Genomic DNA, 14286 nt, shown 5'->3' with positions numbered 1-14286 from the left:
TGGAACGTGCCCCGGTGGGCGCGCGGCCACCCGGCGCGGTCGCCCGCTGACGTAGCGTGTCCGGAAGACGGACGGATCCGACTCCACCACCCGGGGGACCGATGAGGGATCGTACGGAAGCGGTCGAATCGATGGAGCAACTCTCCCTGGTCTGGCGGGCGCTGGTCCTCGACCGCGACCCGGACGCCGATGTGCGCGACCTCCCGGGCGTCGCCGTCCGCTGGGCCGACTGCCGGTTCCCCTTCTGGAACTGCGTCACCCTCACGGACATCGGCGCGGACACCGGGCTCCTCGCGCGCCGCCTGGACCGGGCGGTCGACGTCATGCGCACCAAGAGTCGCCCCGGCTTCCTGTGGCTCTTCGAGGACCTCCTCGACGACGGGGCGCGCGGACGGCTGCGGGAGACGGCCGAGCGGGCGGGCCTCGCGTACGCCTTCTCCGGCACCGGCATGGCCGGGGACCTCCTCCCCGTCCCCGAACCGTCCCACCCGGAGCTGGTGTTCGTCCGCGTGGACACGGACGAACACCTCCTGGCCTACGCCGACCTGAACGCACGCGCCTACGGCTTCACCCTGGAGGACGGCCGCGACGGGCTTCGGGGGTCGACGGCGTGGAAGAACCGGATCCACGCCTACCTGGGGCTGCGCGACGGTGTCCCGGTGACATGCGCGGCGACGGTGGAGGCGGACGGCCGGCTGTTCGTCGTGCTCGTCGCCACGGCCCCGGAGTGGGAACGCCGGGGCTACGGCGAGGCCGTGACGCGCAAGGCACTGTACGAGGGCGGCCGGGCCACCGGTCTGACCCGCGCCACCCTCCACGCGACGGCGGCCGGGGCCCCGGTGTACCCCCGCATCGGCTTCCGGCCGAACTCGCCCGTCCACTTCTACGCCCTGGCCGGGACGCCGGCCCCGCCCTCCTGACGGCCACCGCGCCGGCGCTCGCGTCAGCCGGGCTGGGCGGCGATCATCGCCCGGTACCAGTGGTAGCTGTCCTTCGGGACGCGCGCCTGGGTGGCGTAGTCGACCCGGACGATCCCGAACCGCCTGCCGTAGCCGTACGCCCACTCGAAGTTGTCCAGCAGCGACCACACGTAGTAGCCGCGGACGTCCACGCCGGCGTCCATCGCTTCCCGGAGCGCGCTGAGGTGGTCGCGCAGGTAGGCCACCCGGTCCGTGTCGTGCACCGCTCCGTCGGCACCCACCTCGTCGTCCTCCGCGGAACCGTTCTCCGTGAGGTACACCGGCGGCAGCGCCTCCCCGTACCGGTCCTTCAGCCGCACCAGCAGGTCGGTGAGGGTGCCGGGGACGACCGGCCAGTCCATCGCGGTGTGCCGCGCGCCCGGCAGCCGCACCTCCTCGTACCGGTTGTCGGTGGCCACCCGCCGTGCCGGGTCGCCCTCGCGGTGCGGTGCGTCGGCGACGACGATCGGCCGGTAGTAGTTGACGCCGAGGAAGTCCAGCGGCTGGGTTATCAGTTCGAGGTCGCCGTCGAGCCGGAAGTCCGGGTCGGCGATCAACTCCCCCCAGGTCTCCTCCTCCGTGGCGGGGTAGCGGCCCGCGAGGAGCGGTTCGGTCCACACCAGGTTGTGCTGGGTGTCCGCGCGGACGACGGCCGCCAGGTCGGCGGGCGAGCCGGTGGCCGGCAGGTTGTGGTCGAGGTTGATCGTGACGCCCACCTCGCGCACGCCCGCCTCCCGCAGCGCCCGCACGGCCAGGCCGTGGCCGACCAGCAGGTGGTGGGCGGCGGCCAGCGCGCCCCGGCCCTCCCGGGCGCCCGGGGCGTGCCGGCCCACGGAGTAGCCGAGGAAGGCGCTGCACCACGGCTCGTTCAGGGTGATCCAGCGCGGCACGCGGTCCCCGAGGTGCCCGGCGACCACGGCCGTGTACTCGGCGAACCGTTCCGCCGTCTCCCGCACCCGCCAGCCGCCCCGGTCCTCCAGCGCCTGCGGCAGGTCCCAGTGGTAGAGCGTGACGGCCGGTTCGATGCCGGCCGCGAGCAGCTCGTCGACCAGCCGGGAGTAGAAGTCCAGCCCCTTGGGGTTCACCGGGCCGGTGCCGTCCGGCACGACGCGCGGCCAGGCGACCGAGAACCGGTACGATCCCACGCCCAGCTCCCGCAGCAGGGCCACGTCCCGCGGATAGCGGTGGTAGTGGTCGCAGGCCACGTCACCGGTGTCGCCGCCGGCCACCAGTCCGGGGGTGTGGCTGTAGGTGTCCCAGATCGACGGACCGCGACCGTCCTCCCGCACCGCTCCCTCGATCTGGTACGAGGCGGTCGCGGCGCCGAGGACGAAACCGGGCGGGAACAAGGGGAAGTCACTCATGGCGGTGGCCCGTTCTCGATGGGGTGCAGGTCACTTGACCGAACCGCCGGTGATGCCGGCGGCGATGTACTTCTGGGCGAGGACGAGGAGGACGGCCGCCGGTACGGCCGACAGGACGGACGCGGCCATCACCGAGCCCCAGTCGCCGACGTGCGCGCCGATGTACTGGTAGATGCCCAGCGTCACCGGCTGGACGTCGTCGGTGGTGTTCAGGGTCAGGGCGAACATGAAGTCGCTCCACGCGAACAGGAACGCGAACAGGCCCGAGGTGATCAGCGCGTTCCGGCTCATCGGCAGCACCACCCGCACGAACGTCCGCACCGGCCCGGCGCCGTCCATCTGCGCCGCCTCGATCACCTCGCCCGGGATCGACAGCATGAAGGACCGCATCAGCACGATGGAGAACGGGATGCCGAGCGAGGAGTCCGCCAGCATCAGCCCGAAGTAGGAGTTGACCAGGCCCAGTTCGACGTAGGAGTCGTACAGCGCGTTGGCGACGACGATGCCCGGGACCATCTGGGTGATCAGGGTGCCGAACACGATCGTCCGGGTGCCGCGCAGTCCGAACCGGGCCAGCCCGTACGCCGCCGGCGCGGAGACCGCCAGACACAGCACGACCGCGCCGAGTGACACGGCCAGCGAGGTCAGCAGGTGCCCGCCCTGGTCACCGAGGGCCTTGGAGAAGCCGGACAGGTCCAGGCGGCTGGGCACCGGGTCGGCCTGGAGCAGTCCCGAGGCCGGCTGGAGCGCGGTGTCGAGCATCCAGTACAGCGGGAAGAGCATCACGCACAGGATGAGCACACCGGCGAGCGTGGCACCCCAGCGGCGCCGGGACGTCGTGGACGTACGGGAGGCCATGGCCGTCACTTCCCCTCGTTGCGGCCGGCCCGCAGGTAGATGACCGCGAACACGGCGGAGACGAGGACGAGGACGTTGCCGACGACCGCGCCCGCCCCGAAGTCCAGCCGCACGAACGAGTTCTGGTAGGTCAGCGTGCCCAGGGTCTGGGTGGCGTCTGCCGGGCCGCCCTCGGTGAGCGCGAGGACCAGGTCGAGGATCTTCACCGTGGACATGAAGCCGAGGACCAGGACGACGGTGATCACCGGCCTGAGCACCGGCAGGGTGACGGAGCGGAACGTCCGCCAGGCCGAGGCGCCGTCCAGCGCGGCCGCCTCGTACAACTCCCGGGGGATCTCCTGGAGGCCGCCGTAGAGGATGACCATGTTGAACGGGATGCCGATCCAGATGTTGACCAGGATCACCGACAGCAGGGCCAGGTGCGGGCTGGTCAGCCACGGGGTGTGGCCGCCGACGCCGAGCGTGTCCAGGAACGAGTTCAGCACGCCCGTGTCCTGGTCGAGGATGCGCCGCCACACGATGCCGGACACCACCATCGGCACCAGCCAGGGCAGCAGGATCAGCGACCGCAGCACGCCGTTCAGCGGGAACCTGCGGCTGAAGAACACCGCGAGCGCGAGACCGGCGCAGAACTGCCCGAGCAGCGACCCGGCGGTGAACACGAGCGTGTGCCACAACGCCTTGCCGAACAGCGCGTCCCGCAGGACGTGCGACCAGTTGTCGAAGCCGGCGAAGGGGGCCTCGCCGGTGAAGAACGTCCGCGGCGTGTAGTGCTGGAAGCTCATCACGACGTTGCGGACGAGCGGGTAGCCGAAGAACAGCAGCATGAAGACGACGGCGGGGGCGACGAACCCCCACTGTGCCAGGCGACGCCGGTGCGGCCCGCCGGGACCCGGGGCGCCGGCCGCCCCGGACGCCGGGACGGTGGCGGTGGACGTGGTCATGTGCGCGTGTACCTCAGTTCCCGCTCGTGGCCCGCTGCTGGGCGCGTGTCAGGGCGGCCTTGCTGGACTCGCCGGTGAGCGCGGACTGGAAGGCGCTCTGGAGGGCGAGCGACACGCCCGGCCAGCCGGCGCCCAGCTCGGCCGTGCGGGAGCGGGCCGTGGCCACCTGGTCGGCGAGCGCGTCCAGCTCGGGCACCCGCTCGCGCCAGGCCGCGGCGGCCTTCTCGGCGGCCGGCACCATCCAGCTGTTGAGCGCGTACGTCAGCTGCTCCTTGGCGCCGGACAGACAGGCGACGATCCGCCCGGCCGTCCGCTCCCGCGTCCGGTCCCCGGTGTCGGGGACCGTGAGGACGGCACCGCCGAGCGGGCCCACCGACCGGTCCCCGGCCTTCGGCACGGGGATCCGCGCGAGGCCCCAGTGCAGCGACTTGTCGGTGTTCAAGGTCTCCACCTGCCACGGACCGTTGATCATCATGGCCGCGTTGCCCGCCATGAACTGGTCGTTGACGTCCGCCTGCGTCCAGCCGACCGTCGACCTCGACAGCGAGCCGTCGTCCAGCAGGGTCTTCCAGAAGTCCAGGGCCTCGACGACCCGCGGCCCGTCGAGGTGCCGCTCGTCCCCGCCGTTGGACCACATGAACGGCGTGAACTGGAAGACGCCGTCCTCGGCGCCGCCCGCGCTGAGCACCAGGCCGTACCGCTTGCCGTGGGTCAGCCTCCTCGCCGTCGCGCGCAGCTCGGCCCAGGTGCGCGGGACGGCGAGCCCCGCCTCGGCGAGGGCGTCCTTGTCGTAGAACAGCGCGAGCGTGTTCACCGAGCGGGCCGCGCCGTAGTACGTCCCCTCGTACGAGCCGAAGTCGACGATGCCCCGGGGGACGCCGTCGGTGCGCAGGCCCAGTGCCCTGAGGTCGGTCAGCCCACCGGCCTCGGCGAACGTCGGCATCTCCGAGGCGTCGAACTGGACGATGTCGGGCAGCGACCTGGAGGACGCCATGCGCAGGGCCTTCGTCATCACCTGGGCGGCGGGGACGCTCCGCTGCTCGATGGTGACGCCCAACCTTCGGCCGCAACGGGTCATCGCCTCGGCGTCCCAGCGGTGGTAGCTCTCGTCGGTCGAGGAGTTCATCACGGTGTAGACGCCGTCGTCGCGGTGCTGGCCGCAGCCGGTCAGGGCCGCCCCGGCGACCAGGGCGCAGACGGCGGCGAGCGGTGTCACGGCCCCGCGGGAGCGTCCGCGGCGGGCGCGGGCCGGTAGGGGTGCTGTCACGGTGGATGCCCTTGCGTGGGAGGGGGAGGGACGGGCGTCAGCGGGCGCCGGGGAAACGGTGACGGACGTCGTTGAAGCGCTTCGACATCGCTTCGGCATGCGGTGGCCCTTGCTGTGGTCGTCACCGGCGTCCCCGCCGGTGCTTTTGTTCGGTGCGATGACTAATACGTCAGAACCCCGCCGTCCCGCTAGCCCCGTGCGCCACTCCGTTTCCTCCGCCGCCCCGGCCGCCGCTCCCGCGCATGCCCGAAAAAGCACTGCTGGAGACGGGTTTTCCTGGTGCGCAGCACCCATCGGACCCGCTCGTCCTGTGTACGATCCATCCGCCGGGGCGACAGCCTCCGCAGTCCCCGCCGAACAGCCCTGCTCCCCCCGAGGAAGACCATGAAGTTCACCAACGGGTTCTGGCGCGTCCGCGACGGCGTGCAGATCGCCTATGCCACCGAGGTGCGCGATGTACGCCTCGAATCGAAGCGCTTCACCGCACATGCCGCCACCCAGAAGGTGACGCGCAGAGGGGACACGCTCAACGCGCCGCTCCTCACCGTCGACTGCTTCTCACCCGCCGAGGGCGTCATCGGCGTGCGCGTCACCCACCACGCCGGCGGGACGCGCCCCGGACCGGACTTCGGCCTCGCCACCGGCTCCGACGGCACCGGTGCCGGCGAGGTCCGGCAGGACGGCACCGTCACCGAGCTGACCAGCGGCCCGCTGACCCTGCGCCTGGACCGGGCCGCTCCCTGGACCCTGACCTTCCACGACGCGGACGGACGCGAGCTGACCCGGGCCGGCCGCAAGGGCACCGCGTTCGCCACCACCGGCGACGGCGCCCACCACGTCCTCGCCCAGCTCGCGCTCGGTGTCGGCGAGCAGGTCTACGGCCTCGGCGAACGCTTCACGCCTTTCGTCAAGAACGGCCAGACCGTGGAGAGCTGGCAGGCCGACGGCGGCACCAGCAGCGAACAGGCCTACAAGAACATCCCGTTCTACCTCTCCTCACGCGGCTACGGCGTCTTCGTCAACCACCCCGGCAGGGTCTCCTTCGAGGTCGGTTCCGAATCGGTGGGGCAGGTGCAGTTCAGCGTCGAGGACCAGACGGTGGAGTACCACGTCGTCGCCGGCCCCACCCCCAAGGAGGTCCTCACCCGCTACACCGCCCTCACCGGCCGCCCGGCCCTGCCGCCCGCCTGGTCCTTCGGCCTGTGGCTGTCCACCTCCTTCACCACGGACTACGACGAGGCGACGGTGATGTCGTTCGTCGACGGCATGGCCGAGCGCGGCATCCCGCTGTCGGTCTTCCACTTCGACTGCTTCTGGATGCGCGAGTACCAGTGGTGCGACTTCACCTGGGACCCCGACGTCTTCCCCGACCCGGAGGGCATGCTCGCCCGGCTCAAGGCCAGGGGACTGCGGGTCAGCGCCTGGATCAACCCGTACATCGCGCAGAAGTCCCCGCTGTTCGAGGAGGCCGCCGCACTCGGCCACCTCGTGCGCCGGCCCGGCGGGGACGTGTGGCAGTGGGACCTGTGGCAGGCGGGCATGGCGCTGGTCGACTTCACCAGCCCGGACGCCCGCGCCTGGTTCCGGTCCAAGCTGAAACCGCTGCTGGACCAGGGCGTGGACTGCTTCAAGACCGACTTCGGCGAACGCGTCCCGACCGACGTCGTCTGGCACGACGGCTCCGACCCGGAGCGCATGCACAACTACTACACCCACCTGTACAACCGGACCGTCTTCGAGCTCCTGGAGAAGGAGCGCGGGCAGGGCGAGGCCGTGCTCTTCGCCCGCTCGGCGACCGCCGGCGGCCAGCAGTACCCGGTGCACTGGGGCGGCGACTGCTGGTCGTCCTTCGAGGCCATGGCCGAGTCGCTCAGGGGCGGCCTGTCCCTCTCCCTGAGCGGCTTCGGCTTCTGGAGCCACGACATCGGGGGCTTCGAGGGCACCCCGGACCCGGCGGTCTTCAAGCGCTGGCTGGCCTTCGGCCTGCTGTCCTCCCACAGCCGCCTGCACGGCTCGTCGTCGTACCGCGTGCCGTGGGAGTTCGGTGCCGGCGCCGTCGACGTGGCCCGACGGTTCACCCTGCTCAAGCACCGCCTCATGCCCTACCTGTACGGCGCCGCCGCCGAGGCCCACCACACCGGCGTACCCGTGATGCGGCCCATGGTCCTGGAGTTCCCGCACGACCCGGCGTGCCGCCCGCTCGACCGCCAGTACATGCTCGGCCCGGACCTCCTGGTCGCCCCGGTGTTCAGCGAGGACGGTCAGGTGGAGGTCTACCTGCCGGAGGGCACCTGGACCCACCTGCTCAGCGGGGAGCGGGTCACCGGCCCGGCGTGGCGCACCGAACGGCACGACTACGACAGCCTGCCGCTCTACGTCCGTGAGGGCGCCGTCCTGCCGCTGGCCGGCGACGACCGGCGGCCCGACGGCGACTGGCTGGACGGCCCCACCCTGCTCGTCCACCTCCCGGCCACGGACGAGTACGCCCACCTGGTCGGCGTCCCCGACCTGACCGGGGCGCCGGCCGCGCGGTTCCACGTCCGGCGCGAGGGCGGCCTCCTGCGCGTCACCGCGGACGGTACCGACCGGCCCTTCACCGTGCGCGTCTCCGGTGGCGCGCACGCCGCGGGCACGGGCGAGGTGACCGTCCCCCTGCGGTGACCGCCCGGCACCGGGAGCGGGACCGGTTCCCTCGGCCGCGGGCGCGTGCCGTACGGGGTCGAACGTATCGCCCGGTTCACGGACCAGCGCCCGGGTTCCTGCCCCCGCCCTGTGGGACCACCCCGGTCCGGGGAGGGCACGGCGCGCTACCGACGCGGCGTGCGAGGTCGGGGGGCGGTCGCGGACCGGCGGCACCGGGGAGGACCCCACGGCGCGTCCGTCCCCCACCGTGAGCCCGCGGCACGCGGGCCGGCGACCAGAGTCCGCCCACTCCGGCCCCGGCACACCTCCCGGCCGCCCGCTCGTCCTCGGGCTGACGGTCGAGGCCTGCGCGGTGTCGCCGTCCGGCGCACGGCTGCGGCGCACCGCAGGCGGGGGTCACCGAGTGGAGCCGCCGGCCGTCCGCCGCCCCAGGTCCGGGCGCGTGAGACGCGCGGGCGGCGTCGCGGGGCCGCGGCCGCCGGTAGCGGACCGACCGTCGAGGACCTGCACGGTGTCGCCGGCCGGTGTATCTCCGCGCTTGCCGCGGGCATCGAGCGGCTCGCTCGGCTGCGGCGCACCCGGAGGTGGGGGTTTCGAGTGAGTCACCGGCTGTCCGAGACCGGGCCGGGCGCGTGCGACGGGCGGGGCTCGGCTGGTGGTCCGTGCCGGGGCCCGGCGGCCGGGGGTGGCCGGGAGGGCCCCTGGCCGCCGTGCCGGTTGTGGTGACGAGGCGGTAGAGACGGGGCCCACTGCTCGCGCTCGGGCCGGCCGTCGAGGGGCCTGCACGGTGTCGCCGGCCGGTGTATCTCCGCGCTTGCCGCGGGCATCGAGCGGCTCGCTCGGCTGCGGCGCACCCGGAGGCGGGGGTGGTCACCGAGCGGAGCCGCCGGCCGTCCGCCGCCCTGGGTCCGGGTGCGTGGGATGCGCGGGCGCTGCCGCGGGGCTCGGCCGGTGGTCCGTGCCGGGGGCCCGGCTACCGGCGGCCGGGGGTGGCCGGGAGGGCGCAGGCCGCTGTGCCGCCGGGCAGCCGGTGCCGGTTGTGGGCGACGAGGCGGTAGAGGCCGTGGGCGATCCAGCGCAGCGGGGGCAGCCGCAGCAGCGCGCCCGGGACGTGCCAGCCACCGCCCGCGCTCGACAGCAGCCGGGCGACGGCCTGGGCACCGCCGTACACGGTGCCGTCAGGGGTGACCCACAGCGCCTCGTACGCCGCTCGCCGCGGGGTGACGCCCAATTCCTCCAGCGGTGCTCGCTGTTGGGCCACCACCTCGCAGCGAGGCCTGATCCACTTCTGGGCGAGGGTCAGTGAAGCCGTGCAGAAGCCGCAGTCGCCGTCGTAGATCAGCACAGGTCGTGTCCGCATGCCTCCAGGGTGCCGCACCGCCGGAGCGGACCGGTCAGGAGCGGGGCGCCGCTCCCTCGTCGACGGGCAGGGACACGGGCTCGTCCGGTGCCGGGGCATCCGCTCCCCGTCCACCGGGACCGGCCGGGGCGCCGCGGGGGCCGGTCCGGCGCAGGCCCAGGTGGAGCGCGGGAATGACGACACAGGTGATCGCGGCGCTCCACCAGAGCAGCGCGTCCAGCCGGCCCGCCGCCAGACAGGCGCCGGCGGCCACCGCGGCCGCCGCGCACACCCCGCGGTCCACGATGCTCTCCACCGACAGCAGCGTGGCCCGCGGCGCGTCCGCCGGGATGGCGTCGTTGACGAGCTTGCGCTGCACCGGGTAGACGAACCCGGTGATCGCGGCGAACCCGCACAGCAGCGCCACCACCGTCCACGGGCCGCCCACGACGGTGCCCGCCAGCACGGCGGCCAGGGCCACGCTCAGCACGGACACCCAGCCGGCCGGGGCCAGCCGGCGGCTCAGCCACTGGGGACGGGCCGACGCCACCGCCTCGGCGACCGTCATGGCCGCCAGGACACTGCCGTGCGTGCTCTCCCCGATGCCGTGCGCCAGCAGCACCGGCTGGAACAGGTTGACCTGGCAGATCCGCGACAGCGTGAACACGGCGACGCCCTGCACCATGAGCAGTGCCAGCCACGGCGACGACCACAGGACGCGCAGGGCGGCGCCCGTGTCCCGCAGGAGCCCGCCGCCGCGCCGCTCCCGGCCGCGCGGACGGGTGTCCGTGTCCTGCCCGGCGAGGCGCGGCAGGGCGAGTGCGCACCCCAGGGATCCCGCCGCGCACGCCGCGCTCAGCACGTACGGCGTCTGCGGGGCCAGCGCCATCAGCGGTCCGACGAGCGGCCAGCACACGACCTTGGCGGCGAGTCCGAGAGCCCGCGCCGTGCCCTCCGCCTTGAGGTAGTGGCCCTCCGCCCGTTCGGCGCGCAGCCCGTCGTACAGGTAGGCGCTGGCCGCGCCCGACGTCAGGGACCGCCCGGCCGCGATGGCGAGGAAGTGCGCGAGGAAACCGGTGTACGTGGGGTCCAGCACCGGCGCCAGGTTCGCCGCCGTCATCACCACCGCGCCCGCGCGCAGGCAGTTGCGCGCGCCGATGCGGTCGGCGACGAGACCGGTCGGGATCTCGAACAGGCAGAACGCGATGTAGTAGATGCTCTGGATGCCGAAGATCTGCCCGTCGGACAGGCCCGCGTCACGCTGGTAGGCGTAGAACACGGGCATCCACCACAGCAGGTTGAACAGCAGCTGGAACCCGTTGTTGAGGCGGATGAGGCGGCGCGCCGCCGGGGACGGCGCCGGCGCGGCGGGCGAGGGACGCGAGAGGGACATACGGCGCCTCACCTGGCGTAGGGGCGGACCTGGACCAGGTGGAAGGCCCCCTCCGCGGTCATGAGCCACTCGATGTCCAGGGCGCCGTCGGGATCGTCCTCGCTGAAGTGGGACTGCAACAGCCGTCCCGCGAGGGCCAGTTCCGCGAGCGAGGCGCGGGTGGCCGCCGGGAGGTCCTCGCCCGACGAGCCGACGCCGACCGTACGCCCGCCGCCCTCGACGGTGTTGTACAGGTACTGCTGCGGCAGGACCGTGCCGTCGACCACCTGCTCGGGCGAGCCGGGCGTGCAGTTCAGGTACACGTTGCGGAAGTCCTCGGGCCGGGTCGGGTCGCAGGTCACCAGCACACCGCCCAGACCGGCGGGCACGTACTCCTGCACGATCACCCCCATGTACGTGTCGTCCAGCGGGATGCCGACCTGGTGCCGCAGGCGCACACTGCGCGGCGACAGCAGCGACGCCCACACCTGTCGTACCGCGGCCATGAGTTGCTCCGTGCCGTGCACCGTGGTCACCGAGTCGTAGATCCCGGCGGCGGAGAAGCCCGGCAGGTCCTCGGCGTTGGAGGAGGAGCGGACCACCAGACGGCGTCCGTCGGCCGTGAGCGGCGCCACCGAGGCGGTGATCGCCCGCACCACCTCCTCGGGCATCGGCGTGCTGCACGTCAGGCGCTGTAGGTGCAGGGACAGCGCGTCGACGACGTCGAGCGCCTCCAGCTCCAGTGCCATCTTCAGCTTGCCGATGCCCTGTTGCAGGGCGGGGGAGGAGGTGAGGAACAGATGGTGCAGCCGGAACGGCAGGGCCACGCCCCGGGGGGCGCGGACCGTGCGCGCGACGCGTTCGGCCGCCGCGGCGCGCAGCCGCTCGGGGGACGCGCCGGGCTCGCCCAGCCGGGCGGCGAGGTGGCCGAGCAGATCGGGCCGTGGCGGACGCGGGCGCGTGTAGAACACCGTCAGGTCCGCGGTGCGGCTGTCCAGGACGTGGTGCAGTTCCCCGAGGTTTGCCGCCTTGGTGCCGTAACTGTCCCGGTCGGCGCGGCGCAGCCGGTGCAGTTCGAGGATCGGCGCCTCCTCCAGCAGCGGTGTCTCGATGCGGATGCGCTGCTGGTGCCAGGCGGGCCGTTCCAACGAGGGCGCGCCCGGCAGCCGCTCCAGGGTCACGGCGTCCTCACGCACGCGGTAGCGCACCCACGCGCCGTCGAGGCCCTCCCGCCGGACCACGGCGTCCAGGTCGCGGACGATGGCGTTCGGGATGCCCCAGCCCGCGGCGAGGACGTTGGTGTGCGACAGCGGTGTGGTGGGGACCGTGTTGACGAACCCGGCGGTCCGCGGCACGTCGTCGGGGAGCCGGGGCATCGCCACGATGTCCGACCAGCCCAGCTCCCCGGCCGCGGCCTCGTACTCGGCGGTGGTGCGGAAGTAACGCAGCCGTCCCTCGGCCTCGCCCGGGTTGAGGCAGGTGCGGGTGCGGTTGCCGAACAGCTCGTGGCTGAGGACGCGCGGCACGCGCGTCTCGCCGATGGCGGCCAGCTCGTGCTCCTGGCCGTGGTTGGCCGGCTTCAGCAGCAGCGGCAGGCGGCCGTCCACCCGCCCGCGCACGTAGTGGTAGAACTCCTCCAGTAAAGGCCCCGGCATCGTGTCCGCCTCGGTCGTCTCCAGCACGAGGAAGGGCCGTTCGGAGCCGTCGCTCTCCTCCTCCGTGTGCAGGGACACCACGCCGAGGAGGAAGCGGCGTTCGGGGTCCATGTACACCGAGGCGTTGAACGCGTCCAGGTTCGCGTCGAGTTCGGCCAGCGTCATGCCGAGGACGCGGGTCGCGATGTAGTCGACGTGGAACGGGTGCACCCGGGTGTCGAGCAGGTGCCAGGTGTTCTCGGCACGGTCGACGACGACCTTCAGGTACGGGTGTCCGGCGAGCACCCCGGACAGCGCGCGGAACAGCGGCAGCGACAGGTTCGCGCCGACGACGGTACGGTCGGCGGCCGCCTCGGTCACGTCCGCCCCGGCGGGTGCGTGCGTCATGCGCGGGCCTCCTCGGTCACGTCCGTGGGCAGGATGCGCGGCAGGGCGTCCACCACTGCGGTGAAGTCCCTGACGACGGACTGCGGGCGGTCGGCCGACAGCAGGCACACCGCGGCCATGGTGTTGGCGCCGGCGGCGGGGTCGTAGACCGGCACCCGGGCCCCGTCGGGCAAGGCGCTCTCGGCGACGACGGACAGGGTGCTGCCCGCCCCGACGGGAGCCGAACGGACGACCGTCGCGGAGTCCCAGAGGTGGCGGCGGGCCCAGGGCGAGCCGTCACCGTTCACGGCGAGCACGACCAGGGACCCGGCCGCGCCGACGGCGTCCTCGGGCGTCAGCGCCCGCGCCGGCCAGCCGGGGGAGCCGCCGAGCAGTTGGTCGGTGAACATACCGGCCAGGTCCAGCCCGAAGACCTGCTCGATCTGCGGCACCGTCATCGCGCCGCCGAACCGCGCGGCCGTCTCGATCACCCACATACGGCCGTCCGCGCCGAGCTTGATCTCCGTGTGCGTGCCGCAGTCCTCCAGCCCCAGGGCGTCCACGGCACGCCGGGCCAGCTCCACGATCCGGTCCTGGGCCGCGGCCCCGAGCGCCGCCGGGGTGATACCGGCCCGCTCGGTGAACGGCGCCACCGTCGGCATCCGGCCGCTCACGCAGACCGGCCGGAACACACCGCCGACGACCACGCCCTCCACGCTGACGTAGTCACCCCAGCCGGCCCCGTCGAACCACTCCCGCGCGCACCCGCTGACGATCTCCTCGACGATGAAGTCCTCACCGGCGCCCGCCACATGGAGCTCCGCGAACCCCAGCAGCGCCGACTCCGCCATCACCGCGCGCGACCGCCGCCAGGCGTCCCGCACCTCACCTGGCCCCCCGATGATCTGGTGGGCGGTCGAACCGGCGCTCCACGCGGCCTTCAGTAGCAGCGGGAACGACAACTCGGCCGCGGCACGCTCCAGTTCGGCCTCGGTCCGGACCGCGCGGAACCGGGGCTGCGGTATCCCCCGGCGCTCCCACGCCGCCCGCATCAGCCGCTTGTCCCGGGCGAGCGCTGCGGCGGGACCGGCACCGCGCAGCCCGAGCCGCCGGGAGGCCTCGGCGACCGCGACCACCGCGTACTCCGAGAAGGTGACGACCGCCTCCGCGCCCACCGTCCGGGCCCGGGCGGCGATGACGTCCACCAGGTCGCGCCCCTCGACAGCGGTGTGCGTGACCATCGAGTCGCACAGGTCCGCGGTCCGTTCCGCCACCGCGGCGGGCAGTTCGCTGAGTGCCAGCAGGTGCACCGCGGACCTCGCGGCCACCCGCGCGAGGGCGTGTCCCACCGGGGGGCCGCCCTTGGCATGCACGTACAGCACCTTGCTCACCGATACCCAACTCCCTTGGTCGTCCCGAAGGCCCGGACGCGGGCCGCGCCCGGACGGGATACGGCGGCCGGCGGACGCACCGCCGGTGCGAGGTCAGCCGCCCCGCCGTCTCCTTCAAGCGAACCAGC

Annotated in this window: 10 protein-coding genes; 2 read left to right on the top strand and 8 right to left on the bottom strand. The window is 73.3% G+C overall.

The features are described 5' to 3' along the window. The first annotated feature begins 101 nt into the window (after nt 1–101). Entirely contained in the window at nt 102–920 is an 819-nt protein-coding gene (locus tag ACIQVT_RS02815; protein ID WP_403746395.1) for a GNAT family N-acetyltransferase, read from the top strand. Nucleotides 921–943: 23 nt separating this feature from the next. Here ACIQVT_RS02815 and ACIQVT_RS02810 read toward each other — a convergent pair whose 3' ends face one another. From ACIQVT_RS02810 to ACIQVT_RS02795, 4 genes are read right to left on the bottom strand one after another with little or no spacing between them, the layout of a single operon-like run. Further along, nucleotides 944–2323 carry a GH1 family beta-glucosidase gene (locus ACIQVT_RS02810; RefSeq protein ID WP_403746392.1) on the bottom strand — a complete coding sequence of 460 codons (1380 nt, stop codon included), beginning with the start codon at nt 2321–2323 and terminating at the stop codon, nt 944–946. Between the two features lie 30 nt (nt 2324–2353). Further along, on the bottom strand, nt 2354–3181 hold the full coding sequence (locus ACIQVT_RS02805; protein ID WP_403746389.1) for a carbohydrate ABC transporter permease: 828 nt from the start codon (nt 3179–3181) through the stop codon (nt 2354–2356). Between the two features lie 5 nt (nt 3182–3186). Continuing rightward, the gene (locus tag ACIQVT_RS02800; protein ID WP_403746386.1) at nt 3187–4125 is read right to left on the bottom strand and encodes a carbohydrate ABC transporter permease; all 939 of its coding nucleotides are present in this window, start codon (nt 4123–4125) and stop codon (nt 3187–3189) included. Nucleotides 4126–4138: 13 nt separating this feature from the next. Next, the gene (locus ACIQVT_RS02795) at nt 4139–5392 is read right to left on the bottom strand and encodes an ABC transporter substrate-binding protein (RefSeq protein WP_403746383.1); all 1254 of its coding nucleotides are present in this window, start codon (nt 5390–5392) and stop codon (nt 4139–4141) included. Nucleotides 5393–5776: 384 nt separating this feature from the next. Here ACIQVT_RS02795 and yicI point away from each other — a divergent pair, with 384 nt between their 5' ends. Beyond that, nucleotides 5777–8053, top strand: coding sequence for an alpha-xylosidase (gene yicI / locus ACIQVT_RS02790; RefSeq protein ID WP_403746379.1), 2277 nt, complete (start codon nt 5777–5779; stop codon nt 8051–8053). Nucleotides 8054–9008: 955 nt separating this feature from the next. Here yicI and ACIQVT_RS02785 read toward each other — a convergent pair. From ACIQVT_RS02785 to ACIQVT_RS02770, 4 genes are read right to left on the bottom strand one after another with little or no spacing between them, the layout of a single operon-like run. Beyond that, the gene (locus tag ACIQVT_RS02785; RefSeq protein WP_403746374.1) at nt 9009–9395 is read right to left on the bottom strand and encodes a thiol-disulfide oxidoreductase DCC family protein; all 387 of its coding nucleotides are present in this window, start codon (nt 9393–9395) and stop codon (nt 9009–9011) included. Nucleotides 9396–9429: 34 nt separating this feature from the next. Then, nucleotides 9430–10767, bottom strand: coding sequence for an MFS transporter (locus tag ACIQVT_RS02780; RefSeq protein ID WP_403746371.1), 1338 nt, complete (start codon nt 10765–10767; stop codon nt 9430–9432). An 8-nt stretch (nt 10768–10775) separates the two neighbouring features. Continuing rightward, nucleotides 10776–12788, bottom strand: a complete 2013-nt coding sequence (locus ACIQVT_RS02775) for a PEP/pyruvate-binding domain-containing protein (RefSeq protein ID WP_403746367.1) — start codon at nt 12786–12788, stop codon at nt 10776–10778. Continuing rightward, nucleotides 12785–14158, bottom strand: coding sequence for an acetyl-CoA carboxylase biotin carboxylase subunit family protein (locus ACIQVT_RS02770; RefSeq protein WP_403746363.1), 1374 nt, complete (start codon nt 14156–14158; stop codon nt 12785–12787). The genes ACIQVT_RS02775 and ACIQVT_RS02770 overlap by 4 nt, the downstream gene beginning before the upstream one ends. Between the last annotated feature and the right edge of the window lie 128 nt (nt 14159–14286).

Origin of the sequence: Streptomyces sp. NPDC100445 (genome assembly GCF_044759735.1) — a bacterium.
In the GTDB taxonomy this organism is placed as follows: domain Bacteria; phylum Actinomycetota; class Actinomycetes; order Streptomycetales; family Streptomycetaceae; genus Streptomyces.
Note: the sequence above shows the minus strand (reverse complement) of the source record. Positions and strands in the feature narration are given on the sequence as shown.

Coding starts and splice junctions, on each gene's coding strand:
- ACIQVT_RS02780 (WP_403746371.1), bottom strand. CDS start 10,767: ATGTCCCTCTCGCGTCCCTCGCCCGCCGCGCCGGCGCCGTCCCCGGCG.
- ACIQVT_RS02785 (WP_403746374.1), bottom strand. CDS start 9,395: ATGCGGACACGACCTGTGCTGATCTACGACGGCGACTGCGGCTTCTGC.
- ACIQVT_RS02810 (WP_403746392.1), bottom strand. CDS start 2,323: ATGAGTGACTTCCCCTTGTTCCCGCCCGGTTTCGTCCTCGGCGCCGCG.
- yicI (WP_403746379.1), top strand. CDS start 5,777: ATGAAGTTCACCAACGGGTTCTGGCGCGTCCGCGACGGCGTGCAGATC.
- ACIQVT_RS02805 (WP_403746389.1), bottom strand. CDS start 3,181: ATGGCCTCCCGTACGTCCACGACGTCCCGGCGCCGCTGGGGTGCCACG.
- ACIQVT_RS02800 (WP_403746386.1), bottom strand. CDS start 4,125: ATGACCACGTCCACCGCCACCGTCCCGGCGTCCGGGGCGGCCGGCGCC.
- ACIQVT_RS02775 (WP_403746367.1), bottom strand. CDS start 12,788: ATGACGCACGCACCCGCCGGGGCGGACGTGACCGAGGCGGCCGCCGAC.
- ACIQVT_RS02815 (WP_403746395.1), top strand. CDS start 102: ATGAGGGATCGTACGGAAGCGGTCGAATCGATGGAGCAACTCTCCCTG.